General features: G+C 71.4%; 20 protein-coding genes. 14 read left to right on the forward strand and 6 right to left on the reverse strand.

The genetic code is table 11. The features are described from left to right. Positions 1-4: 4 nt before the first annotated feature. Entirely contained in the window at positions 5-520 is a 516-nt protein-coding gene (locus ASC76_RS15805; RefSeq protein ID WP_056468297.1) for a pyridoxamine 5'-phosphate oxidase family protein, read from the forward strand. Between the two features lie 10 nt (positions 521-530). Here ASC76_RS15805 and ASC76_RS15810 read toward each other — a convergent pair whose 3' ends face one another. Then, positions 531-1,013, reverse strand: a complete 483-nt coding sequence (locus ASC76_RS15810) for a disulfide bond formation protein B (protein ID WP_056468300.1) — start codon at positions 1,011-1,013, stop codon at positions 531-533. Beyond that, positions 1,010-1,474 carry a RidA family protein gene (locus ASC76_RS15815; protein WP_056468304.1) on the reverse strand — a complete coding sequence of 155 codons (465 nt, stop codon included), beginning with the start codon at positions 1,472-1,474 and terminating at the stop codon, positions 1,010-1,012. Before ASC76_RS15815 ends, ASC76_RS15810 begins: the two co-directional genes overlap by 4 nt. Before the next feature lie 48 nt (positions 1,475-1,522). Between ASC76_RS15815 and ASC76_RS15820 the strand changes: the two genes are divergently transcribed. The 8 genes from ASC76_RS15820 to ASC76_RS15855 all read left to right on the forward strand — a co-directional run bounded on the left by ASC76_RS15820 (position 1,523) and on the right by ASC76_RS15855 (position 15,434). Beyond that, entirely contained in the window at positions 1,523-3,961 is a 2,439-nt protein-coding gene (locus ASC76_RS15820) for a DNA internalization-related competence protein ComEC/Rec2 (RefSeq protein ID WP_056468307.1), read from the forward strand. A 54-nt stretch (positions 3,962-4,015) separates the two neighbouring features. Next, complete coding sequence (locus tag ASC76_RS15825) at positions 4,016-5,452, forward strand: circularly permuted type 2 ATP-grasp protein (protein WP_056468310.1); 1,437 nt, start codon at positions 4,016-4,018, stop codon at positions 5,450-5,452. A gap of 22 nt (positions 5,453-5,474) precedes the next feature. Continuing rightward, positions 5,475-6,467 carry an alpha-E domain-containing protein gene (locus ASC76_RS15830; RefSeq protein WP_056468312.1) on the forward strand — a complete coding sequence of 331 codons (993 nt, stop codon included), beginning with the start codon at positions 5,475-5,477 and terminating at the stop codon, positions 6,465-6,467. A gap of 48 nt (positions 6,468-6,515) precedes the next feature. Beyond that, the gene (locus tag ASC76_RS15835) at positions 6,516-9,938 is read left to right on the forward strand and encodes a DUF2126 domain-containing protein (RefSeq protein WP_056468315.1); all 3,423 of its coding nucleotides are present in this window, start codon (positions 6,516-6,518) and stop codon (positions 9,936-9,938) included. A 131-nt stretch (positions 9,939-10,069) separates the two neighbouring features. Further along, positions 10,070-12,562, forward strand: a complete 2,493-nt coding sequence (locus tag ASC76_RS15840) for a circularly permuted type 2 ATP-grasp protein (protein ID WP_056468318.1) — start codon at positions 10,070-10,072, stop codon at positions 12,560-12,562. A gap of 2 nt (positions 12,563-12,564) precedes the next feature. Continuing rightward, the gene (locus tag ASC76_RS15845) at positions 12,565-13,536 is read left to right on the forward strand and encodes a transglutaminase family protein (RefSeq protein WP_056468322.1); all 972 of its coding nucleotides are present in this window, start codon (positions 12,565-12,567) and stop codon (positions 13,534-13,536) included. Positions 13,537-13,688: 152 nt separating this feature from the next. After that, the gene (locus ASC76_RS15850) at positions 13,689-14,099 is read left to right on the forward strand and encodes a hypothetical protein (RefSeq protein WP_056468326.1); all 411 of its coding nucleotides are present in this window, start codon (positions 13,689-13,691) and stop codon (positions 14,097-14,099) included. 96 nt (positions 14,100-14,195) lie between these two features. Further along, on the forward strand, positions 14,196-15,434 hold the full coding sequence (locus tag ASC76_RS15855) for a serine/threonine-protein kinase (RefSeq protein WP_056468330.1): 1,239 nt from the start codon (positions 14,196-14,198) through the stop codon (positions 15,432-15,434). 22 nt (positions 15,435-15,456) lie between these two features. Here ASC76_RS15855 and mltB read toward each other — a convergent pair whose 3' ends face one another. The 4 genes from mltB to ASC76_RS15875 are packed head-to-tail and all read right to left on the reverse strand — an operon-like array spanning position 15,457 to position 20,589. After that, positions 15,457-16,581 (reverse strand): lytic murein transglycosylase B, encoded by a 1,125-nt coding sequence (gene mltB / locus ASC76_RS15860; protein WP_056468332.1) that lies wholly within the window; start codon positions 16,579-16,581, stop codon positions 15,457-15,459. 29 nt (positions 16,582-16,610) lie between these two features. Next, on the reverse strand, positions 16,611-18,653 hold the full coding sequence (locus ASC76_RS15865; RefSeq protein WP_235580485.1) for a DUF3488 and transglutaminase-like domain-containing protein: 2,043 nt from the start codon (positions 18,651-18,653) through the stop codon (positions 16,611-16,613). Then, positions 18,644-19,648, reverse strand: coding sequence for a DUF58 domain-containing protein (locus ASC76_RS15870; protein ID WP_056468335.1), 1,005 nt, complete (start codon positions 19,646-19,648; stop codon positions 18,644-18,646). Before ASC76_RS15870 ends, ASC76_RS15865 begins: the two co-directional genes overlap by 10 nt. Next, positions 19,645-20,589: a MoxR family ATPase gene (locus tag ASC76_RS15875; RefSeq protein ID WP_056468337.1), complete on the reverse strand. Its 945-nt coding sequence runs from the start codon at positions 20,587-20,589 to the stop codon at positions 19,645-19,647. The genes ASC76_RS15870 and ASC76_RS15875 overlap by 4 nt, the downstream gene beginning before the upstream one ends. A gap of 36 nt (positions 20,590-20,625) precedes the next feature. On the opposite strand from ASC76_RS15875, the gene ASC76_RS15880 reads away from it, so the two are divergent. From ASC76_RS15880 to ASC76_RS15895, 5 genes are all read left to right on the forward strand, one after another. Continuing rightward, complete coding sequence (locus ASC76_RS15880; RefSeq protein WP_056468340.1) at positions 20,626-21,561, forward strand: histone deacetylase family protein; 936 nt, start codon at positions 20,626-20,628, stop codon at positions 21,559-21,561. Continuing rightward, positions 21,554-22,888 (forward strand): mechanosensitive ion channel family protein, encoded by a 1,335-nt coding sequence (locus tag ASC76_RS15885; RefSeq protein WP_056468343.1) that lies wholly within the window; start codon positions 21,554-21,556, stop codon positions 22,886-22,888. Before ASC76_RS15880 ends, ASC76_RS15885 begins: the two co-directional genes overlap by 8 nt. Positions 22,889-22,990: 102 nt before the next feature. Next, the gene (locus ASC76_RS15890; protein ID WP_056468347.1) at positions 22,991-23,758 is read left to right on the forward strand and encodes a hypothetical protein; all 768 of its coding nucleotides are present in this window, start codon (positions 22,991-22,993) and stop codon (positions 23,756-23,758) included. After that, the gene (locus ASC76_RS25415; protein ID WP_157615742.1) at positions 23,755-23,922 is read left to right on the forward strand and encodes a hypothetical protein; all 168 of its coding nucleotides are present in this window, start codon (positions 23,755-23,757) and stop codon (positions 23,920-23,922) included. The genes ASC76_RS15890 and ASC76_RS25415 overlap by 4 nt, the downstream gene beginning before the upstream one ends. Further along, complete coding sequence (locus tag ASC76_RS15895) at positions 23,919-24,824, forward strand: cytochrome c (RefSeq protein ID WP_056468350.1); 906 nt, start codon at positions 23,919-23,921, stop codon at positions 24,822-24,824. Before ASC76_RS25415 ends, ASC76_RS15895 begins: the two co-directional genes overlap by 4 nt. The last annotated feature ends 13 nt before the right edge of the window (positions 24,825-24,837 follow it).

Here is a 24,837-nt window from a genome sequence, read left to right on the forward strand (position 1 = left end):
ACCCATGAACAAGACCGTCACCGACAGCACCGAAGCCCGCAGCACGCTGTGGGACCTGATCAAGGACATCCGCTTCGCGATGTTCACGACCCGCCACGACAACGGCCACCTGCACTCGCGGCCGATGACGACCCAGAACTCCAAGCTCGACGAGGACCAGAACCTGTGGTTCTTCATGTCGAGGAAGGGCGACCCGGTCGCCGACTTCGAGGCCGAGCCGAACGTGAACGTGAGCTACGCCGACACCGGCGCGGACAGCTACGTGTCGGTCTCCGGCACGGCAGCGGTCGTCGACGACCTGGCGAAGAAGCAGCAGCTGTGGAGCAAGATGGCCGAGGCCTGGTTCCCGGGCGGCGTCACCGACCCCGATCTCGCGCTGGTGCGCGTCAAGATCACCCACGCCAACTACTGGGACGTGAAGGAAAGCAAGGTCGTGCAGCTCTTCAAGATGGCCAAGGCCGCGATCACCGGCCAGCCGCCCACCGACCTCGGTGAGCACGGCGAAATCCGGATGAACTGAGGCGCCGCGTTCAGCGCGCTGGCGCGCGGCGCAGCCCGCGTGCCAGCGCGATCGCGATGGCCACGAACAGCGCCAGGCTCCACAGGTCGTAGGGGATGCCGAGCAGGTCGACCGCGGCATCCGCGCAGGTCGCCCGCGGCGCGAACACCTCGGGCCACAGGCTGTCGAGGTGCAGCCACAGGCTGACGACCTGGTCCGCAAAGGTCAGGTTGCACGAGGCGGACGCGGCGGCCTTGAAATGCTGCCAGACCGCCGCGCCGATGCCGCAGAGCGCGAGCAACAGGCCCAGTCCCGCGGCGACCGTTCGCCCCGCGGCGCGGCGCCACACCAGGCCGATGACGCAAGCGAGCGCGATCGCCAGGTAGATCACCCGCTGCAGCACGCACCAGGGGCAAGGCTGCATGTCGAAGCGGTACTGCGACACCAGCGCCGCGCCGACCGCGGCGAGGCAGACCAGCGCGACCCCGGCGAACAAGCGGTCGCTGCGGCTCATTTCACCTGCGCGATCAGCTCGATCTCGACGCACGCGCCCATCGGCAGTTGGGCCACGCCGAACGCGCTGCGTGCATGCGCGCCCTTGTCGCCGAAGACCTCGGCCAGCAGTTCCGAACAGCCGTTCGTGACCATGTGGTGCTCGGTGTAGTCGGGCGTGCTGTTGACCAGGCTCATCACCTTGACGATCCGCTCGATGTCGTTCAGGTCGCCGACCGCCGCGTGCAGCGTGCCGAGCAGGTCGATCGCGATCGAACGCGCCGCATGCTTGGCCGTGGCCGTGACCATGTCGCGTCCGAGCTGCCCGATCCAGGCCTTGCCTTCGCGCCGCGCGATGTGGCCGGACACGAACACCAGGTTGCCGGTGCGCACGAACGGCACATAGGCGGCCGCCGGCGTCGATGCCGGGGGCAGCGTGATCCCGAGGGCGGTCAGGCGGTCGTAGACGGAGGGCGTTGACATGGTTTTGCCGCGTGTCGGATGGGAAGGCGCAAATCCTACACTGCAGCGATGCAGAGACGAGCCGGGTTCGGGGCACGACTGGTGCTCCTGGCCGGTGCCTGGATCGCCGGCGTGGCGCTGCAACTCCAGCAGCGCGCGCTCTGGTCCACCGAGACCTACCAGCTGATCCTGGCCGGCGGGCTGTGCTGTGGTGCGATCGGCTGGGCGGGCTGGCGCGGCCGCGGCGCGCTGGCCGCCGCCTGCCTCGGCGTGCTGCTGACCGCCCATGGTGCGACCGGGCTGCGCGCCGCGCTGCGCCTGGCGGATGCGCTGCCGGCCGCGATCGAAGGCCGCGACCTGGTCGTCAGCGGCGTCGTCGCCGGCCTGCCGCAGCGCAGCGCGGCGGGGTTGCGCTTCCGGTTCGAGACCGACGCGGCGATGCTCGACGGCCAGCCCGTCACCGTGCCGGCGCTGCTGACCGTCGGCTGGTTCAAGGGCCAGCACGAGGATGCGGTGCTGAGCGAGCCGCAGGCCGAGCTGCGCGCCGGCCAACGCTGGCGCTTCACGCTGCGCCTGCGCCGGCCGCACGGCAGCATGAACCCGCACGGCTTCGACTACGAACTGCTGTTGTTCGAGCAGGGCGTGCGCGCCACCGCAAGCGTGCGGGACGCACCACTGCCTGAGTTGCTGCAGCGTGCCGCGGGCTACCCGGTCGAGCGCCTGCGGCAGCGCGTGCGCGACGCGATCGAGGCCAGCGTGCCCGACCGCCGCGCCGCCGGCGTGCTGGCCGCGCTCGCCGTCGGCGACCAGGGCGCGATCGAGCGCGAGGACTGGGATCTGTACCGCAACACCGGCATCGCCCACCTGGTCAGCATCAGCGGCCTGCACATCACGATGTTCGCGTGGCTCGCCGGCAGTCTGATCGCGCGCCTCTGGTGCCGCAGCCGGCGTGCGACGCTGTGGTGGCCGGCGCCGCTCGCGGCCGCGTGGGGCGGCCTGGCGTGCGCGGGCGCCTACGCGGTGTTTTCCGGCTGGGGCGTGCCCTCCCAGCGCACGATCTGCATGCTGGCGGTCGTCACGCTCGCGCGCAGCGGCGGAGTGCGCTGGCCCTGGGGGCTGGTGCTGCTGGCCTCGGCCGTGGCCGTCACCGCCTTCGACCCGTGGGCGCTGCTGCAGGCCGGCTTCTGGTTGTCGTTCGGTGCGGTCGGTCTGCTGATGGCGTCGGCACCGCGGCAGGCGACGCGCGTCGTCGAACCGGTCTCGGGCTGGCGCGGCTGGACCGCCCGCGCGTGGACGGCGTGGCGCGCCGACCTGCGCACGCAACTCGTCGCGACGATCGGCCTGACACCGTTGTCGTTGGTGTTCTTTCAGCAGGTGTCGGTGGTCGGCTTCGCGGCCAACCTGATCGCGATCCCGGTGATCACGCTGGTGATCACGCCGCTGGCGCTGCTCGGGGTCGCGTTCGTGCCGCTGTGGACCGTCGGCGCGTGGGTCGTGCAGGGGCTCAATGGCGTGCTTGCATCGCTGGTCGTGATGCCGGCGGCGGTCTGGCTGGTGCCCGTCGCGCCGGCGTGGGCGCAACTCGCCGGATTGTTGGGCGCGTTGCTCGCCGTACTGCCCCTGCCGTGGCGCGTCCGGGTGCTCGCCGTCCCGCTGCTGATCCCGTTGCTGCTGCCGCCGCGCGACGTCCCGGCCGAGGGCCGCTTCGACGTGGTGGCGCTCGATGTCGGCCAGGGCAGCGCGGTGCTCGTGCGCACGCGGGCGCACCTGCTCGTGTTCGACGCCGGCCCGCAGTACGCGCGCGAGAGCGACGCCGGCCAGCGGGTCGTGCTCCCGCTGCTGCGGGCGCGCGGCGAGGCGCGCATCGACCGGCTGGTGCTGAGCCACCGCGACATCGACCACGTCGGCGGCGCCGCGGCACTGCTGAAGGCGATGCCGGTGCAGGAGCTTATGAGTTCGCTCGAGCCCGACCACCCGCTGCTGCGCCTGGCACCGCGCACGACCCGTTGCGAGGCCGGGCAGGCCTGGGAATGGGACGGCGTGCGCTTCGAGATGCTCCGCCCACCGATCGACGACTACGCGCGCCCGATGAAATCGAACGCGATGTCGTGCGTGCTGCGCGTCGTCGGCGCAGGCGCCGGCGCGCCCAGCGTGCTGCTGACCGGCGACATCGAGCGCGACCAGGAACTGGCGCTGCTCGCGCACGTACCCGGCGTGCTGCGCAGCGACGTGCTGATCGCACCGCACCACGGCAGCAAGACCTCGTCGAGCGACGCCTTCCTGGACGCGGTGGCGCCGCGGGTCGCCGTCTTCCAGGCCCGTTACCGCAACCGCTTCGGCCACCCCGCGCCGCAGGTGGTGGAGCGCTATCGGACGCATGGCATCGCCACCGCCAGCACACCGGGTTGCGGCGCCTGGACGTGGCGCAACGGCGCCGTCGGCGAGGCCCGGTGCGAGCGCGAGGTCGCTCGCCGCTACTGGCATCACGCCGCCGACTACCATGAATGATCGAGGTCGTCATTGGCCTGGAATTTGCTACCCTGTGCCCGAGGAGACTTGCCTATGAGACCCAGCTTCGACGAAATGCGCGCCGATGCCAACACGATCCGCGAGCACTACCGCGGCTACGACCGTTGGCTGTCACTGCAACCCAATGATGTGATGCTGTCGCGCCGCGAAGAAGCCGAAGTCATCTTTCGCCGCGTCGGCATCACCTTCGCGGTCTACGGCGCGAAGGACGAGGACGGCCATGGCAACGAGCGGCTGATCCCGTTCGACCTGATCCCGCGCGTGATCCCCGCGCACGAATGGGCCGAGATGGAGAAGGGCCTCGCGCAACGCGTGACGGCGCTCAACCGCTTCATCCACGACGTCTACCACGGCCAGGAGATCATCAAGGCCGGCCACGTGCCTGCCGAGCAGATCCTGAACAACGCGCAGTTCCGACCCGAGATGATGGGCGTCGATGTGCCGGGCGGCATCTACTCGCACATCTCCGGCATCGACATCATCCGCGCCGCCAATGCCGACGGCAGCGGCAGCTACTACGTGCTCGAGGACAACCTGCGCGTGCCCAGCGGCGTGAGCTACATGCTCGAGGACCGCAAGATGATGATGCGGCTGTTCCCCGAGCTGTTCAGCCAGCACCGGGTCGCGCCGGTCGCGCACTACCCCGACCTGCTGCTCGAGACGTTGCGCTCGGTCGCGCCGGCCTCGGTGAACGAGCCGACCGTCGTCGTGCTGACGCCGGGCATGCACAACAGCGCGTACTTCGAGCACGCGTTCCTGGCCCAGCAGATGGGCATCGAGCTGGTCGAGGGGCAGGACTTGTTCGTCAAGGACAACTTCGTCTACATGCGCACGACGCAGGGCCCGAAGCGGGTCGACGTGATCTACCGCCGCGTCGACGACGACTTCCTCGACCCGCAGGTCTTCCGCAAGGATTCGACGCTCGGCTGCGCCGGACTGCTGAGCGCCTACCGCGCCGGCAACGTCACGCTCAGCAACGCGATCGGCACCGGCGTGGCGGACGACAAGTCCATCTACCCGTACGTGCCGAAGATGATCGAGTTCTACCTCGGCGAGAAGCCGATCCTGCACAACGTGCCGACCTACATGTGCCGCAAGACCGAGGACTTGAGCTACGTGCTCGCCAACCTCGACCAGCTGGTCGTCAAGGAGGTCCACGGGGCGGGCGGCTACGGCATGCTGATCGGGCCCGCGGCCACCAAGGCCGAGATCGAGGATTTCCGCACCGCGCTGCTCGCCAACCCGAGCGGCTACATCGCGCAGCCCACGCTGAGCCTGTCGACCTGCCCGACGTACGTGGAGAGCGGCATCGCGCCGCGCCACATCGACCTGCGGCCGTTCGTGCTCTCGGGCAAGGAGGTGCAGATGGTGCCGGGCGGGCTGACCCGCGTGGCGCTGAAGGAAGGGTCGCTGGTCGTCAACTCGTCGCAGGGCGGCGGGACCAAGGACACCTGGGTGCTGGAAGCCTGATCGGCGAAAGGGAGAGAACGAGATGCTGTCAAGAACCGCCGATCACCTGTTCTGGATGGCCCGCTACATGGAGCGGGCCGAGAACACCGCGCGCATGCTGGACGTGAACTACCAGGCGTCGCTGATGCCGCAGTCCGCCGAGGACGCCGAGAAGGGCTGGAAGGGCCTGCTCGGCATCAGCGAGCTGACCGGTGACTTCGCGAAGCGCTACGGCGCCGTCACGCCGGACAGCGTGATGCGCTACATGGTCAGCGACGAAGGGAACGGCTCGAGCATCCGCAACTGCCTGCAGGCCGCGCGCGAGAACGCCCGCGCGGTGCGCGGCACGCTGACCACCGAGGTCTGGGAGACGCAGAACCAGACCTGGCTCGAGTTCCAGCGCATGGTCTCGAACGAGTCGTTCCTGCGCGACCCGAGCACGCTGTTCGAGTGGGTCAAGTTCCGCTCGCACCTGTCGCGCGGCGTCACGGTCGGCACGATGCTGCAGGACGAGGCCTTCCACTTCCTGCGCATCGGCAGCTTCCTGGAGCGGGCCGACAACACGGCGCGGCTGCTCGACGTGAAGTTCCACGCCGTCGAGAGCGAGTACCACGGCTTCCAGACCCAGAGCCAGAACGGCGTCGGCGAGACGGCCGCGGCGCGCGACACCGAGGTCGACTTCTACCACTGGTCCGGCATCCTGCGCTCGGTCTCGGGCTTCGAGGTCTACCGCAAGGCCTACCGCAACGTGATCCGGCCCGAGAAGGTGGCCGAGCTGCTGATCCTGCGCCCGGACATGCCGCGTTCGCTCGCGGCCTGCATGCACGAGGTCGTGATCAACCTGAAGATGGTGGCCAACGAGCAGTCGACCGAGACGCTGCGCAAGGCCGGCCGGCTGCAGGCCGACCTGCAGTACGGTCGCATCGACGAGATCCTCGCGACCGGCCTGCACGCCTACCTGACGCAGTTCCTCGAGCGCGTCGGCACGCTGGGCATCGGCATCAGCCGGGACTTCCTCGTGCCGGTCGCGGCCTGAGCGTCACCCACCTCTCCACCAGAACTCGAACATCCCTCCGGAGACCCCATGTCCATCCACGTCGCGCTGAATCACGTCACGCACTACCGCTACGACCGGCCGATCAACCTCGGCCCGCAGATCGTGCGGCTGCGCCCGGCGCCGCATTCGCGCACGCGCATCCTCAGCTACTCGATGCGGGTCGAGCCGGCCACGCACTTCATCAACTGGCAGCAGGATCCGCAGTCGAACTACCTGGCGCGGCTGGTGTTCCCGGACAAGACCACGAGCTTCCGGATCGAGATCGACCTGGTCGCCGAGATGGCGACGCTGAACCCGTTCGACTTCTTCCTCGAACCGTCGGCCGAGCACTACCCGTTCAAGTACGAGCCCGAGGTCGAGACCGAGCTCGCGTCGTACATGATCAAGGCGCCGCTGACGCCCGAATTCGCGGCCTACCTCGCGCAGGTGCCGCGCGAGAAGACACCGACCAACGACTGGCTGGTCTCGCTGAACCAGAAGCTGCAGCGCGACATCGGCTACCTCGTGCGCATGGAGCCCGGCGTGCAGACGCCGGAGGAGACGCTGGTCAAGGCCAGCGGTTCGTGCCGCGACACCGGCTGGCTGCTGGTGCAGCTGCTGCGCCACCTCGGCCTGGCGGCGCGCTTCGTCTCGGGCTACCTGATCCAGCTGAAGAGCGACGTCAAATCGCTCGACGGCCCGAGCGGCACCGAGATCGACTTCACCGACCTGCACGCCTGGTGCGAGGTGTTCCTGCCCGGCGCCGGCTGGATCGGCCTCGACCCGACCTCGGGCCTGCTCGCCGGCGAGGGCCACATCCCGCTCGCGTGCTCGCCCGAGCCCGGTTCGGCGGCGCCGGTCAGCGGCGCGATCGACGAGTGCGAGACGACCTTCGAGCACTCGATGTCGGTCACCCGCGTCTGGGAGGCGCCGCGCGTCACGCTGCCCTACACCGAGGAACAGTGGAGCGCGATCGACGCGCTCGGCCACCAGGTCGACAACGACCTGCGCAAGCACGACGTGCGGCTGACGCAGGGCGGCGAGCCGACCTTCGTCTCGGTCGACGACCGCGAGGGCGCCGAGTGGAACACCGAGGCGATGGGTCCGACCAAGCGCCTGCTCAGCGCCGACCTGATGGACAAGCTGCGCGCCAAGTACGGCGACGGCGGCCTGCTGCATTACGGCCAGGGCAAGTGGTACCCGGGCGAGCAGCTGCCGCGCTGGTCGCTGAACCTGTTCTGGCGCAAGGACAAGGAGCCGGTCTGGACGCACCCCGAGTTGTTCGCGAGCGAGCACCAGGACTACGGCGTCACCGAGGCGCACGCGCATCGCTTCCTGGCCGGCGTCGCCAAGCGGCTCGGGCTCGATCCGACGTACGTGTTCCCGGCCTATGAAGACACCTGGTACTACCTGTGGCGCGAGCGCAAGCTGCCGACCAACGTCGATCCGTTCGACGCGCGCCTGTCCGATCCGCTCGAGCGCGACCGCATCCGCAAGATCTTCACGCAGGGGCTGGACAAGGTCGTCGGCCACGTCTTTCCGGTTGCGCGCCACCCGGCCGGATCGCCGCGCTGGCAGACCGGCCCGTGGTTCCTGCGCGCCGAGCGCTGCTACCTGATCCCGGGCGATTCGGCCATGGGCTATCGCCTGCCGCTGGACTCGCAGCCGTGGGCCAAGGACACCGACCTGCCGTGGGTCTACCCGCCCGACCAGACCCAGCCGTTCGCGCCGCTGCCGCCGTACCGGCGCCTGCGTTTCGCGAACGGCGCCAACGAGATGGGCGCCGGGGCCGGCACCGCCGGCGCCGCGAGTTCGCCGGCCGCCAGCGCGCCGGCCTCGGGCAGCTTTGCCGACCGCTCGCGCGCCGCGCTCAGCGGTGATCGCTCGCCGACCGCGAACGTCGCGACCGGCCCCGCGCCGCGCGCGCCGGGCAAGTTCGAATCGGCCGGCTATGTGACCCGCACCGCGATGAGCGCCGAGCCGCGCAACGGGCGCCTCTACGTGTTCATGCCGCCGGCGACCGCGCTCGAGGACTACCTCGAACTCGTCTGCGCCGTCGAAGACACCGCGCTCGAGATGAACCTGCCGGTGATCCTCGAAGGCTACGAGCCGCCGAAGGACCCGCGCCTGGCGCTGCTGCGCGTCACCCCCGACCCGGGCGTCATCGAGGTCAACATCCACCCGGCGCACAGCTGGGGCGAACTGGTCGACCAGGCCACGCACCTGTACCAGTCCGCGCACGAGACGCGGCTGTCGACCGAAAAGTTCATGCTCGACGGCCGCCACACCGGCACCGGCGGCGGCAACCACTTCGTGCTCGGCGGCGCGACGGTGGCCGACTCCCCGTTCCTGCGCCGGCCCGACCTGCTCGCCAGCATGGTCGCGTACTGGCACAACCACCCGGCGCTGAGCTACCTGTTCTCGGGTCTGTTCGTCGGCCCGACCAGCCAGGCGCCGCGGGTCGACGAGGCGCGCAACGACTCAGTCTACGAGATCGAGATCGCGTTCGCCGAACTCAAGCGCATCACCGCGCAGCAGGGGCAAGTGCCCCCGTGGCTGGTCGACCGGCTGATGCGCAACCTGCTGATCGACGTCTCGGGCAATACCCACCGCGCCGAGTTCTGCATCGACAAGCTGTATTCGCCCGACGGCCCGACCGGGCGCCTCGGCCTGCTCGAGATGCGCGCGTTCGAGATGCCGCCGCATGCGCGCATGAGCCTGACCCAGCAACTGCTGATGCGCGCGCTGGTGTCGCGCTTCTGGCAGCAGCCGTACCGTCCGGAACGCCTGAAGCGCTGGGGCACCGAGCTGCACGACCGCTTCATGCTGCCGCACTTCATCTGGCAGGACCTGTCGGACGTCTGCGAGGAGCTGAACGCGGCCGGTTACCCGGTCGAGCTGGAGTGGTTCGCGCCGCACCTGAACTTCCGCTTCCCGCGGCTCGGCGACTTCGCGGCGATGGGCGTCAACGTCGAACTGCGGCTCGCGCTCGAGCCCTGGCACGTGATGGGGGAGGAGGGCGCCGTCGGCGGCACCGCGCGCTTCGTCGATTCGTCGGTCGAGCGCATCCAGGTGCGCGTGACCGGGCTGGTAGGCGATCGTCACGTGCTGACCTGCAACGGCCGCGCGATCCCGCTGCAACCCACCGGCAAGGTCGGCGAGTTCGTCGGCGCGGTGCGCTACCGCGCCTGGAACCCGCCGTCGGCGCTGCACCCGAGCATCGACGTGCACGCGCCGCTGACCTTCGACCTGCTCGACACCTGGATGCACCGCTCGATGGGCGGCTGCCAGTACCACGTCGCGCACCCGGGCGGCCGCAGCTACGACACCTTCCCGGTCAACATGCTCGAGGCCGAGGCGCGGCGCCTGGCGCGCTTCTTCCGCACCGGCCACACGCCGGGCTACCTGAACGCGCCGAAGGAAGAGCGCAACCCGAACTTCCCGTTCACGCTCGACTTGCGCCGCGCGTGAATGGACCCCGCGGCTGCGGGGTCGCCGCCACCCCATCGGGGGGTCGCGGGCTGCCTGGGAGCGGCCCGACGCCGGTCCGCGCGCGCTGACGAGGCGACAATGCGCGTCGTGATGAACGACGCCCCACTTCGATGTTGAGAGACCTGCTCGACGCCTACGCCGTCCCCGGTAGCCGCTTCGACGAGATGCTGGCGGCGCCGGGCGTGCCGCGTCCGCACTGGGACGCGTTCCTGCGCTCGCTGGCGGCGCGCGACGGGCCCGAAATCGGCGACACGCTGTCGCTGATGGAGCGCGAGATCCGCGAGAACGGCATCACCTACAACGTCTACGCCGATCCGCAGGGCGCCGACCGGCCCTGGGAGGTCGATCCGCTGCCGCTGCTGCTGGCCGCCGACGAATGGGCCGCGATCGAGGCCGGCATCGCCCAGCGCGCCGACCTGCTGAACCGCGTGCTGGCCGACATCTACGGCCCGCAGACGCTGCTGCGCAGCGGCGCCATTCCCGCGCCGGTGATCTTCGGCCACAGCGGCTTCCTGCACCCGGTCAAGGGCGTGCGGCCGGCCGGCAACGTGCACCTGTTCCAGTACGCGGCGGACCTGGCGCGCTCGCCCGACGGCAGCTGGTGGGTCGTCGGCGACCGCACCCAGGCGCCGTCCGGCGCCGGCTACGCGCTCGAGAACCGGCTGGTCGTCTCGCGCGTGTTCCCGCAGATGTTCGCGGACCTGAACGTGCAGCACCTCGCATCGTTCTTCGCCGCGGTGCGCGACTCGCTGCTGCACTGGGCGCCGAAGCCGATGCCCGGTGACGACACGAGGGCGGGCGCGCCGCTCGTCGTGCTGCTGACGCCGGGCCCGTTCAACGAGACCTATTTCGAGCACGCGCTGCTGGCCCGCTACCTCGGCTTCCCGCTGGTCGAAGGCAGCGACCTGACGGTGCGCAGCGGCTGCGTCTGGATGAAGACGGTCGAGGGCCTCAAGCGCGTCCACGCGATCCTGCGCCGCCAGGACGACGACTACTGCGACCCGCTCGAACTGCGCTCCGACTCCGCGCTCGGCGTCGCCGGCCTGACCGATTGCGCGCGCCGCGGCACGGTGTTCCTCGGCAACGCGCTCGGCTCCGGCGTGATCGAATCGGGCGCGCTGCTCGGCTATCTGCCCAAGCTCTCGGAGCAGCTGCTCGGCGAGCCGCTGAAGCTGCCGTCGGTCGCGACCTGGTGGCTCGGCGAGCCGGCCGCGTTCGACGACGCCTGGAAGCGACTCGACAAGCTGCTGATCAAGCCGCTCGAACGCTCGGCCCGCGAGCCGGCGATTTTCGGTGCCGACCTGTCGCACGACGAGCGCCTGCTGCTGAAGGCGCGCGTCGCCGCGCGGCCGCAGCGCTTCGTCGCGCAGGAGTGGGTGCACGTCTCGCAGGCGCCCGTGCTCGAACGCGGCGACCCCCGTTCGCCGACCCGCGGCGCGCCGGACATGCTCGCGCCCCGGGCCGTCGGCCTGCGCGTGTTCGCGGTCGCGACGCCGAACGGCTACCGGGTGATGCCGGGCGGGCTGACCCGCGTCGCGGTCGACGGCGATTCACGCGTGATCGCGATGCAACGCGGCGGCCGCTCCAAGGACACCTGGGTGCAGTCCGGGGCGCCGGTCAACGCGGCGTTCTCGCTGCTGTCGACGACGGTGAAGCCGGAGGACCTGGTCGGCTCGCGCGTCAACCTGCCGTCGCGCGCCGCCGAGAACCTGTTCTGGTACGGCCGCTACGGCGAGCGCTGCGACAGCGCGGTGCGCGCGCTGCGGGTCGCGATCGCCGGCGTGCTCGACCATGCCGCCGAGCCCGGCGAAGCCATCGCGCCGGCCATCGTCCTGGCGCACCGCCTCGGTCTGATCCACGACACCAGCGACGCCAACGTGGCGCTGCTGCGTGCCGCGACCCATCCGGACGAAGCGCTGGCGAACCGCCTGCGCCAGCTCCAGCGTGCCGCCTTCAACCTGCGCGACCGCATGTCGGCCGACAACTGGCGCACGCTGAACCAGCTCGCGGCCGATCCGGTGTTCCAGCGCGGCGCCGCCTTGCCGCTGGCGCTGAGCTGGCTCGACCGCGCAGTCACGTCGATGATGACGCTGTCGGGCTTCGTGCTTGACGGCATGACCCGCAGCTCGGGCTGGCGCTTCCTGTCGATCGGGCGACGGCTCGAGCGCCTGTCGCACCTGTGCGTGTCGCTGCAGGTCGCGACGACCGACGGCGCCGCGCACGGCCTGGACTGGCTGCTCGAGCTGACGGACTCGACCGGCACCTACCGCGGCCGTTACCTGGTCGCACCCGAGTGGCTGCCGGTGCTCGACATCCTGATGCGCGACGAGACCAACCCGCGCTCGCTGGCATTCCAGGTCAAGGGCCTGGCCGAGTACATCGCCAAGCTCGAGCTCAGCCACGGGCGCTTCGCCAGCGACGTGCTCGCGCCGGCGCACGCGGCGCTGCGCGACCTCGCGCCGCGCGACCTGCACCCCGAGAGCGAGGCCGTCGCGCAGGTGCTCGAGCAGTTGCGCCGCTGCGCCGGCGCGGTGTCCGACGAACTGACGCTCAAGTTCTTCCAGCATGCCGCGTCGCGCAGCGTGCTGTCGCTGGTGGCGTGACGATGGAACCGCAGCGCTACACCGTTCACCACGAGACGCGGTATGCCTACACGGCGCCGGTCTCGCAGTCGTGGCAGCTGGCGCGGCTGACGCCGCGCATGCTGCCGTGGCAGCGCTTGCTCTCGTACACGCTCGAGATCGAACCGAAGGCCGACGAGCGTCGCGACGAACTCGACAGCTTCGGCAACATGGTCACGCACTTCGGCCTGCACGGCGCGCACCGGATGCTGAAGGTGCGGATGGAGTGCCTGGTCGAGGTGCTCGAACGGCCACCCGTGGATCGGACGACGCCTGCGCTGCAGGAGCAGCTGTCCTTCGCGATGCAGACCCAGACGGAGGCACAGGCACAGTCGCAAACGCTCGCGCGGCAGCCGCCGGCCGAGCTCGCCTGGGAGGCCGTGCGCGAGGCGATCCGCCGCGAACCGCAGCAGGACGACCTGATCCCCGCCAGCATGAGCGAGCCGACCCCGCTGGTGCCGTTGTCGGAGGGCGCCCGCCACTACGCCAGCAAGTCGTTCGCGCGCGGCCGGCCGTGGCTCGACGCAGTCAGCGAGCTGATGCGCCGCATCCACGACGACTTCGAGTTCGAGCCCGGCGCCACGACGGTCAGCACCTCGGTCGACGAGGTGCTGTACCAGCGCCGCGGCGTCTGCCAGGATTTTGCGCACCTGATGCTGGCGTGCCTGCGTGGCCACGGCCTGCCCGCGCGCTACGTGTCGGGCTACCTGCTGACCGATCCACCGCCGGGCATGCCGCGGCTGATGGGCGTCGACGCCTCGCATGCCTGGGTCGCTGCCTATTCGCCGCAGCACGGCTGGGTCGAGTTCGACCCGACCAACCGCCAGCTCGCCGACCAGCGCTACATCACGCTGACCTGGGGCGCCGACTTCGCCGACGTGGTGCCGCTGCGCGGCGTGATCTACGGCGGCGGCGACCAGCGCATGGACGTCGAGGTCAGCGTCATCCCGGCCTGAGCGCCAACCGCCCCGCCCAGGGGCCCCCCGCCGAGGGAGCGTCCCGGTCCCCCCGATTCCCCGCCCGCATTCCGCCTTCGCGGGGATGGCCCGCGCCGCGGCGGGCCGCAACACTGAGGGCACCGCATCGACCCCTGTCCGAGACCTCGACCATGGCCCGCTTCCAGTTCATCTCGCGTTCGTTCCTGACCTCCCGCCGCACGGCCTGCACGATCGTCCAGCGCGCGCTGCGCGAGCAGCCGCCGCAGGCCGCCTTCGAGCCCGCGCAAGGCCCGGGTTGGTTCGACTCCAGCTTCGAGCTGTCGCACGGGCTCGACGTGCGCGACGCCGGGGAGGGCGGCTACGACGACTGGCTGGCCGCCCGGGCGGTCGCCGAACGCCGCGCCGCCGCGAAACGCACGCCGCGTCGCGCGGCCGCCGCACCGCGTGCCGAGCCCGGCGACATGATGGATCTGGCCGATCTGACCCATCTGGCCCGGCGCGTGTCGGCGGCCCCCGCCGCAGCCACGCCGACGGTGGACGAGTTCAGCCGCTTCGGCATCGAGGGGCTCGCGCTGGCCTGACGCCCGGTGTGCCACGTTCCCACGAATGACGGATTGCGGCGTCCGGGTGCGCCACCTACCCTTCATCGAATCAACCTCGACCCGACGACGACTGAGATGAACCGGACCCCGGTGGCCGACTGGCAACAACTCTCCGCGCTGTACAAGCTGGCGGACGCGCTCGACGCCGACTCGCTCGAGGACTGGCTGCTCCGGCTGGAGGCCCAGGCACACCCGCTGCTGCCGCAATTGCAGCAGATGCTCGACGACCGCGCGCGCACGCCCTACAGCGATCTCTTCGAGGACCTGCCGTCGCCGCGGTCGCCGCGGCCGGCGCGGCGCGAGGAGACTCGCGATGCGGCGCGGCGCGAAGGCAGCCGCTTCGGCCCGTACCGTCTGCAGCGCCGCATGGCCGACGGCGACGCGGCCGAGGTCTGGCTGGCGCAGCGCGACGATGCCGCGGCGTCCACGCGCGAGGTCATCACGCTGCTGTCGCGGCAAGCCGGCGCGGTCGAGCGCGACACCTTCACCCAGCGCTTCGAGCGCGAACGCGACCTGCTCGCCGCGCTCAATCACCCGAACATCGCCGGCCTGCACGGCGCCGGCGTGACGGCGTCCGGCCGGCCCTGGATCGCACGCGAATTCGTCGACGGCGAGCCGCTGATGGCGTGGTGCGACGGGCGGCGGCTCGGCATCCGTGCACGCGTCCTGTTGTTCAGGCAGGTGGTGCTGGCCGTCCGGCACGCCCATGCGCACCTGGTGCTGCACCGCGACCTGAACCCCGACAATCTCCTGGTCACCCGGCAGGGCGAGGTGCGGGTGCTCGACTTCGGGCTGGTCCAGCTGCTGGAGCCCGATGGCGTCGCCTCGGTCGAGACCGAGATGACGCGCCTCGCCGGCAACCCCGTGCTGCCCTGGTACGCCGCGCCGGAGCAGCTCCTCGGCCAGTCGCTGACCACCGCCTGCGATGTCTATGCGCTGGGCGTGATCCTCTACGAACTGCTGTGCGGGCATCGTCCGGACGAGCCGACGATAGAAAGTGCCGCCGTGCTGGAGCAGTCGATCCTCGACATCGTGCCGCGTCCGCCGAGCGAGCGTGGGCTCGGGCCGGAGATCGCCCGGCAGCGCGGCAGCACGCCGGCCCGGTTGCGCCGCACGCTGGCCGGTGACCTCGACGCCGTCGTGCTGAAGACGCTCGCGAAGCAACCGAGCCAGCGCTGCGTGTCGGCGGAGGCGTTGCGCGCCGAACTCGATCGCTGGCTCGCCGGCGTGCCGGTCGAATCGCGCGCCAGCGGGCGCTGGGGCCGGGCCGGGCGGTTCCTGCAGCGCCAGGTCGAGCGCATCGCCGCCCTCTGAACGGGCGGGCGGTGCCGCGGCGTCAGCGCGGCGTGCGGGCCCGTTCGCGCGCTACCGCTTCGCCGAGTTCGATGACGGCCAGCGCGTAATAGCTCGACCAGTTGTAGCGCGTCACCGCGTAGAAGTTCGACGTGCCGGCCACGTAGCTCGGCGCCGCGTCGCCGTTCTGCACCTCGACCAGCGCGAGCTTGCCCACACCGCCGGCTTCGGCCAGCCGCGCGTCGGCCGCCGCCACCGCGTCGTCGAGCACTGCGCCGCGCTCGGCGAACTCCGCCGCGCTGAAGCTCGGGACGATGTCCGGGCCCAGCAGCACCGCGCGGTCGGCCGTGTCGACCGGCACCGCGACGTCGAAGCGCGTCGGCAGCGCGCGGCGCCAGCCGAACTCGGCCAGGTAGTGCGCGACACTGCCGATCACGTCGGCCGGACTGCCGCGCAGGTCGACGCGGCCGTCGCCGTCCAGGTCGACCGCGTACTTGTTGAAGCTCGACGGCATGAACTGCGGCATGCCCAGCGCGCCGGCGAAGCTGCCGGTCGGCCGCAGCGGGTCCAGGCCTTCGCTCTGGCACATCACGAAGAACTCTTCGAGCTCGCTGCGGAAGAACGGCGCGCGGTCCTTGCGGCCGCTCGGGAAGTCGAACGCCAGCGTCGCCAGCGCATCGATGATGCGGAAGCTGCCCATCTGCTGACCGTAGAGCGTCTCCACGCCGACGATGCCGACCACGATCTCCGGCGGCACGCCGTACAGCGCCTCGGCGAGCTGCAGCCACTTCTCGTTCGTGCGCCAGAACGCCGTGCCGGCACGGATGCGGATCGGCTCGACGAAGCGGGCGCGGTACGCGGCCCAGTTCTTCGCGGTGCCGGCCGGCGGCGGCATGATGAAGCGCGTCACCGCGGGCTGGTAGCGCGCGCTTTGCAGCGCCGCCTGCACGCGCGCCACGTCGAGGCCGCGCCGTTCGGCGAGCTCGGCGCCGAAGCGCATCACGTCCTCGCGCTGGCCGTAGGTGACGATGTCGGGGGCGTCGTCGGTGCGGACGTGGTCGGCGGTCGGCTTCTTCTTGCGCGCGGCGGCCGCATCGGCGGCGGCGACCAGCAGCGTGGTCGAGAGCAGGGCCAGCGCGACGCGATGGCCGAGGGTGAATCGATGCATGCGCCGATTATCGGCGGCGCGTCGGCCGATCAGCCCGCCGCGGCACGCAGCGCACGCGCCTGCGCGACGAAGCGGCGCGTCAATGCGTGATCGGGGCGCGCGATCGTCGTGCGGCTGTAGCGCTGCCGCTCCAGTGCGTCGAGCAGTTCCGCCAGCGGCTCGCCGGCCGCGCCCCAGCGCGCGCGCACCCGCTGGGCCAGCGCGCGCGGCGGCTCGTGCGCGGCGGCGCTGACGCCGGCACGCTGCAGCGCCGCGCGCAGGCGGTCCATCTGCCGTGTCCACGGGTCGACGCGGTGCCGGTCCCACCACGCCCAGGCCGCGCCGACCAGCGCCAGCGTGCTGAGCGCGCCGATCAGCAGCAGCGTCAGGTCCTCCCAGCTCGGCGAGTCGAAGCCGATGTTCTTCAGCAGGTCGAGCTGCTGGCCACGCGAGTAGTTCATCACCCACTGGTTCCAGCGGTTGTTCAGCGCCTCCCAGCCGCCGCGCAGCCGCTCGAGCAGCTGCGGGCTGACATTGGCGATCGCGCCGGCGACGACGCCGCGCGGCGCGAGCAGCCGCACGCTGCGGTTGATGCGCTCCGGGGCGACCGCCGCGGTCGGGTCGGCGCGGACCCAGCCGATGCCGGGCTGCCAGTACTCGGCCCACGCATGCGCCGAGCTCTGGCGCACGACGTAGTAGCCGTCGACCGCGATCGGGTCCGCACCCTGGTAGCCGGTGACGACGCGCGCCGGCACGTCGAGCGCGCGCATCAGCACGACGAACGCCGCCGCGAAGTGCTCGCAGAAGCCTTCGCGCCGGTCGAGCCAGAACTCGTCGACCGCGTCGCGGCCGTACTCGCCGGGCGCGAGCGTGTAGGTGTAGTTCGACGTGCGGATGTGATCGAGCAGCGCCTGCGCGAGCACGCGCGGCTCGGCATTCGCGTAGCGCGGGTCGCGGCGCATCGCGGCGGCCCATTCGAGGGTGCGCGGGTTGTAGCCGGGCGGCAGCACGAGCTGGTCCTGCAGCGCGAGCTGCGGCGTCGTCGGGCCGTGGCGGAAGTCGGTGAACGCGAAGGCGTCGAAGCGCACCCGCTCGAACAGCGGGCGGTCGGTGCGCCACTCCAGGTCGGCCAGGCCGGTGACGCGCACGCCGTCGATCTTCGGCGCGTCGACGCTCGCCTCGAGCAGCGGCAGCGAGGTCAACCGCGACGGCTCGACCGTCATCTCGTACGCCACGCCCGCGCCACTGGTGCGCAGGTTGCGGCGCACCGGTCCGAAATCGCTGACGCCGGGCGGCGCGACGCGCCACTCGACGCCGTCGAAATGCGACAGCACCGGTCCGCGGAAGTACAGCGTGCCGGGCGACGGCGGTGTGCCCGTGAAGCGCAGGCGCAGCGCGATGCTGTCGTCCTGCGCGACCTCGGCGACCGAGCCCATGCGCATCGAATTCGACAGACCCGTGGTCGACTGCCCGTCCTGCGGGACGCCCCACAGCGGCCCGATGCGCGGGAACAGCACGAACAGCAGCGCCATGATCGGCGCGCCCCACAGCGCCGTTCTCGCCGACAGCCGCGCCGCCTGGCGCAGGCTCGGCTGGCCGACCGGCATGTGGGCCAGCACCAGCGCGGTCAGCAGGCCCCAGACCGACACCAGCATCGCCGCCGCGACCGGAAGCGACTGCGAATACAGGAAGTGCGTGAGGACGATGAAGAAGCCGAGGAAGAACACCACAAACGCGTCGCGGCGCGCGCGCAGCTCGAGCGTCTTCAGCGCCATCAGCACCACGGCCAGCGTGACGCCGGCCTCCTTGCCGAGCAGCGTGCGGTGCGACCAGAACGTGAGCGCCGCAGCCAGCGCGAGCGCCGCGACCAGCCACCAGCGGTTCGGCAGCGGCGCATTCGCGACCGCGAGCCGCGCCCGCCACAGCAGCACCACCGCCGTCAGCAGCGAACACCACAGCGGCAGGTGCGAGACGTGCGGCAGCACGGTCCAGCCGATCACCGCGAGCAGGAACAGCGTGTCGCGCGCATCGCGCGGCAGCGTGCGCCACTTCGGCAGCGGCAGCAGGCGGGCGGTGGGCGCGATCAGTGCCACAGCGCGAGCGCCTCCAGACATTGCCGGCGCTGCGCGTCACCGTCGGCGGGCGCGATGTCGACGCCCGGGAGGTGCAGCCCGTAGTCGGCGCCGGCGCGGTGCGCGGCCAGCGTCCAGGACGTCAGGCGCGACAGGCGCTCCTCGGGCGCGAGCGTGCCGCAGGCCTGCCAGTCCAGCCACAGCTCCTGATGGGCCGACGCGCTGGTGTCGCGGCTGACGAGGTCGCCGCCGCTGTCCAGCGTCTTCGCGGCCTTCTTCCACGCGATCAGCTTCAGCGGGTCGCCGCGCCGGTACGCGCGCACGCCTTCGACCTCGCCGCCGTCGGCGCTGCGCGACTGGGTCGGGCCGCCCGGCACCGCACGGGCAGCCGGCAACGCGGCAGGCGGGCGCTCGGGCGAGGGGTAGACGAGCAACTGCCCGGCCGGCCGCCAGACCGTCCAGACGCGGAACAGGCCGAGCGGGAAGCGCGTCTCGGCGCCCAGCGTCGGCGGCTCGTGCCGGCCGCGGCGCGGCGGCACGAAGCTGACCTGCGCATGCGCCTGGCCGAGCGCGGGCACGTCGATCCAGGTCAGCGTGTCCTCGGGCGCGCCGTAGACCTTCAGGCCGATGCCGAAGCGCGCCGCCCCCGGGCTGGTCAGCACCACGTCGAGCACCGCCGGGTCGCCGGCGAACACCGGCGCGACCGGCTTCAGGTGCAGGGTGAGCCCGCGCAGCGTCGCGTGCGTCAGGTGCATCGAGACCACGCCGCTGCCGGCCAGCAGGAAGGTCAGCACATAGCCCAGGTTCAGCTGGTAGTTGACCGACGCCACCAGCAGCACCAGCAGCGTCGCCCCGAACATCCAGCCCGCGCGCGTCGGCAGGATGTAGACGTTGCGCTGCGTCAGCTGCAGCGTGTCGGTGCGCGGCTGGCGCGCATCGATCCAGGCGCGGAAGCGGGCGCGGATGTGCGCGGCCGGGTTCAGCCCCGGCGGGGCCAGACCCGCGTCGACCGTCACGGCAACGCCACCGCCTCGACCATCGCGCGCACCTGCTCGACCCGGCCGCGGCCGGCGCCGGCGACGGGCACCAGGCGGTGGGCGATGGTCTGGGGCAGCACGTACTGCACGTCGTCGGGCGCCACGTAGTCGCGCTGGCCGAGCAGGGCGCGGGCGCGCGCGGCGCGCAGCACGCCGATGCCGGCGCGCGGGCTCAGGCCCTCGACGAACCAGCGGCCCGAGCGGGTCGCGGCGATCAGCGCCTGCAGGTAGTCGAGCAGCGCGTCCGACACGTGCACCGCCTGCACCGCCTGCTGTGCCTCGACGAGTTGCAGCGGCGTCATCACCGCGCGCAGGCCGTGGATCGCCTCGCGGCGGTCCTGTCCGGCGAGCAGCGCGCGCTCGCTGGCCTGGTCGGGGTAGCCCAGTGTCAGGCACATCAGGAAGCGGTCGAGCTGCGATTCGGGCAGCGGGTAGGTGCCGAGCTGGTCGCTCGGGTTCTGCGTCGCGATCACGAAGAACGGCTCGGGCAGCGCGCGGGTCTCGCCCTCGACGGTGACCTGATGCTCCTCCATCGCCTCCAGCAGCGCGCTCTGCGTCTTCGGCCCGGCGCGGTTGATCTCGTCGGCCAGCAGCACCTGCGCGAACACCGGGCCGGGGTGGAAGACGAAAGTTTCCTTGCTGCGTTCATAGACACTGACCCCGATCAAGTCCGAGGGCATCAGGTCGGCGGTAAATTGGGTCCGCGAGAAGCGCAGCCCGAGCGACACCGCCAACGCGTGGGCCAGCGTGGTCTTGCCGACGCCCGGAACGTCCTCGATCAGCAGGTGCCCGCCCGCCAGCATGCAGGCGACGCAGTCTTCGATCTGGGCGCGCTTGCCGACGATAATCGTGGCGATCTGGTCGACCAGAGCCGTCAGCTGTGCGGCGAGCGCCTTGGCAGTGTCCACGCGTTTGTCCATGCAGGAACCTTACCCGAAAAGCCCCGACCGCCGCCGATGACCACTGCCTTCTACAGCCATCCCGACTGCCGCGGCCACGACATGGGCCACGGCCACCCCGAGTGCCCGCAGCGGCTCGACGCGATCGACGACTACCTGCTCGCGACTGGCCTGGACATTGCGCTCGAGCGCTTCGAGGCGCCACTGGTCGACCTGACCGACGTGGCCAACGCCCACACCAGCGGTTACGTGGCCGAGCTGCGCGATGCGCTCGAGCACCTGGGCGGCGACGACTCGCGCCACGCCTTCGACCCCGACACCTGCGCCAACGCCGGCACCTGGGCCGCGGTGCAGCGCGCCGCCGGCGCCGCGGTGGCCGCGACCGACGCGGTGCTCGACGGCCGGGCCAGCAACGCGTTCTGCTCGGTGCGCCCGCCGGGCCACCACGCCACGCGCAGCGAGACAATGGGTTTCTGCTTCTTCAACAACGTCGCGATCGCGGCGCGCCATGCGCTCGACGTGCGCGGGCTGGAGCGGGTGGCGATCGTCGATTTCGACGTCCACCACGGCAACGGCACCGAGGACATCATCGCCGGCGACGAGCGCGTGCTGATGGTCAGCATCTTCCAGGACCGGCTCTATCCGTTCAGCGGCGGCGTGCCGCTGGGCGAGAACATGGTGAACGTGCCGATCCCCGCCTACACCCGCGGCGCCGAGGTCCGCGAGCTGATCGAGGCCAACTGGATGCCGCGCCTCGACGCGTTCCGGCCGCAGATGATCTTCGTCTCGGCCGGCTTCGACGCGCACCGCGAGGACGACCTGGGCCAGCTCGGCCTGGTCGAGGCCGACTACGAATGGATGACGCTGCGCATCAAGGCCATTGCCGATCGCCACGCCAAGGGCCGCATCGTCTCGTGCCTGGAAGGCGGCTACAACCTCGGCGCGCTGGCGCGCAGCGTCGCCGCCCACCTGCGCGTGCTCGCCGGTGTCTGACGCGGCGGCGGCGGCGGGCCAGCCGTTCGGCCGCATCGAACTGAAAGCGCTGCTGCTCGCGCTCGGCGAGCCGGGCACGCTGGTCGAACTGGCGGTGCTGGCCGGCTGCCTGCTGCTGGCCTGGGTCGTCGTCCGCCTGATCCGCGGCGCCGAGCCGCCGGACGACGAATCGATCTGGTTCGGCCGCCGCATCATCGACGGTGTCCTGTTCCCGATCCTCGCGCTGGCGCTGGCCTTCGCCGCGCAGGTCGCCGTGCATGCGACGGCGCAGGCGGCGGTGTTCCGGCTCGCGGTGCCGATGCTGATCTCGCTGGCGGTGATCCGCCTGAGCGTGCGCGTGCTCGGCGTCACCTTCCCGGACGTGCGCTGGGTGCGCATCGTCGAGCGCAGCATCTCGTGGCTGGCGTGGCTCGCGGTCGTGCTGTGGGTCACCGGCGTGCTGCCGATCCTGATGGACGCGATGGACGACCTGCACTGGAAGATCGGCGCCAGCCGCGTCTCGCTGCGCAACATCGTCGAGGGCACGCTGACCGCCGGGCTGGTGATGGTGCTCGCGCTGTGGATCTCCGCGGCGATCGAGAAGCGGCTGCTGCGCGGCAGCGGCAACACGCTGTCGCTGCGCAAGATGGCCGCCAACATCGTGCGTGTGCTGCTGCTGGTGGTCGGGCTGCTGCTGGCCATGTCGGCGGTCGGCATCGACCTGACCGCGCTGTCGGTGCTCGGCGGCGCGATCGGCGTCGGCGTGGGCCTGGGCCTGCAGAAGATCGCGGCCAACTACGTCAGCGGCTTCGTCGTGCTGGCCGAGCGCTCGCTGCGGATCGGCGACATGGTCAAGGTGGATGGATTCGAAGGCCGGATCAGCGATATCCGCACCCGCTACACCGTGATCCGCGCGCTCAACGGCCGCGAGTCGATCGTGCCGAACGAGATGCTGATCACCCAGCGGGTCGAGAACTCGTCGCTGGCCGATCGGCTGATCGCGCTCAACAGCGCGGTGCAGGTGGCCTACGGCACCGACATCCGCGCCTTGCAGCCCAAGCTCGAGGCCGCGATGCGCGCCGTGCCGCGGGTGCTGGAGCAGCCCGGCCCGGCCGTTCACCTGAGCGAGTTCGCCGCCGACGGCATCAACCTGAACCTGGCGTTCTGGATCGGCGACCCCGAGAACGGGCAGGGCAACGTGCGCTCGGACGTGAACCTGGCCGTGCTGGACCTGCTCGCCGCCGAGGGGGTCGAGATCCCGTTCCCGCAGCGGGTGATGCACGCGCCGCCCGGCGCCGCCGCCGCCGAACCGCCCGCGCCGGGCGCGCCGCCGCCGCCGCCCGGCTGATCCCCGGATGGCTCCTCGGCGGGGAGCCAATGGCTCCTTCGGTCGATGTGCGCGCGGGCGCCGGTTTCTACAGTGAGGCACCTCAAGACAAGGAGCCTCGCCATGAACACCGCCACCTTCCAGACCGCCCCCGCCGCCGCCTCGTCCACCCCCGCCGTGCACGCGCCGGAGCGCTACAACCTCTACCTCGACATCCACAAGGCGCTGCGCAGCTTCATGTGCGACACGCTGTGCCGCGTCGGCCGGCTCGACGTGTACGACGCCGACGAGTTCGCCGCCACGCTGGGCCAGCTCGACAGCCTGCTGACGCTGTGCCAGAGCCACATCCAGCACGAGAACGACTTCCTGCACAGCGCGATCGAGGCCCGCGTGCCGGCCGGCTCGGCCCGCACCGCGGGCGATCACGAGGACCACTTCGAGTCGATCGCGATGCTGCGCGCCGAGGCCGCCGCGCTGGCCGCGGCCGTCCCGGCGGAGCGCGGCATGCGCGCGCTGCGCCTGTACCGTCACCTCGCGCTGTTCGTCGCCGAGAACTTCGAGCACATGCAGATCGAGGAGACGGTCAACGCCTCGACCCTCTGGGCGCACTACAGCGACGCCGAACTGCACGCGATTCACGAGCGCATCCTGGCGTCGATCGCGCCGCAGGAGCATCTGCTGGTCGCGCGCTGGCTGGTGCCGGCGCTGAGCCCCGCCGAGCGTGCCGGCATGTTCGGCGCGATGAAGACGCAGATGCCGCCGGAAGCGCTGCTCGGCGTGCTGATGCACGTGCGCCCGCACCTCGACGCGAGCGGCTGGACCAAGCTGGCGCGCGTCGTCGGCGTGACGCTGGACCCCGCCGCCGCGCCCGAGCCGGTGCCCGCGCCATGAAGCCCACGCCGTACCAGGCCTGCGCCGGCACCAGCGCGGTGACGCTGCTCGCGATCATCGCCTTCTGCGTCATCGCGCTGTACGGCGCCGGCCACGCGGCGCCCCGCGACATCGAGGCCGCCGCCGTCGCCGGCGCGGCCTCGCAACGAGGATCACTGCAATGAACAAATGGCTCAAGCGCAGCGGCATCGCGCTGCTCGGCCTCGTCGCCACCGCAGCCGCCGCGCTCGTGGTCGGCGCGCAGCTCGGCGAGCGCAAGATGCAGCGCCGGGTCGAGGTCAGGCTCGACGCGGTGCCGTACCGCAGCGACGCCGCGACCATCGAGCGCGGCAAGTACCTCTACGTCTCGCGCAACTGCGCCGAGTGCCACGGCGCCGACGGGGCCGGCAAGGACGTGGTCAACGACGGCAAGGGCCTGCTGGTGCACGCGCCCAACATCACGCCGGCCCCGGGCGCCGCCGTCGCGGCCTACACCGCGCTCGACTGGGTGCGCACGATCCGCCACGGCGTCAAGCCCGACGGCCGCCCGGCCATCGTGATGCCGAGCGAGGACTATGCGCGGCTCACCGACGACGACCTCGCCGCCGTCGTCGCCTACGTGCGCCAGCTGCCCCCGGCCGCCGGACCGGGCGCGACGATCGCGTTCCCGCTGCCGGTCAAGGCGCTGTATGCGGCCGGTCTGGTCAAGGACGCCGCCGAGCGCATCGACCACACGCTGCCGCCTGCGCTGCCCGTGCCCGAGGGCGTGACCGTGGCGCATGGTGCCTACGTGGCCAACACCTGCATCGGCTGCCACGGCGAGCACCTGTCGGGCGGCAAGATTCCCGGCGCGCCGCCGGACTGGCCCGCCGCCGCGAACCTGACGCCGGGCGAGGGCTCGGCGCTGGCCAGATACCCGGACGCCGACGCGATGATCGCGATGTTCCGCAGCGGCAAGCGGCCCGACGGCAGCGCGGTCAGTCCGGTGATGCCGTTCGCCGGCCTGCAGGCGATGAACGATACGGACGTGCGCGCGCTCTACCTGCACTTGAAGGGCGTGCCGCCGCAGGCCAGCGGCCAGCGCTGAAGCGCCGGCCGGC

This window comes from Rhizobacter sp. Root404, assembly GCF_001425865.1.
Taxonomy (GTDB): domain Bacteria; phylum Pseudomonadota; class Gammaproteobacteria; order Burkholderiales; family Burkholderiaceae_C; genus LMDS01.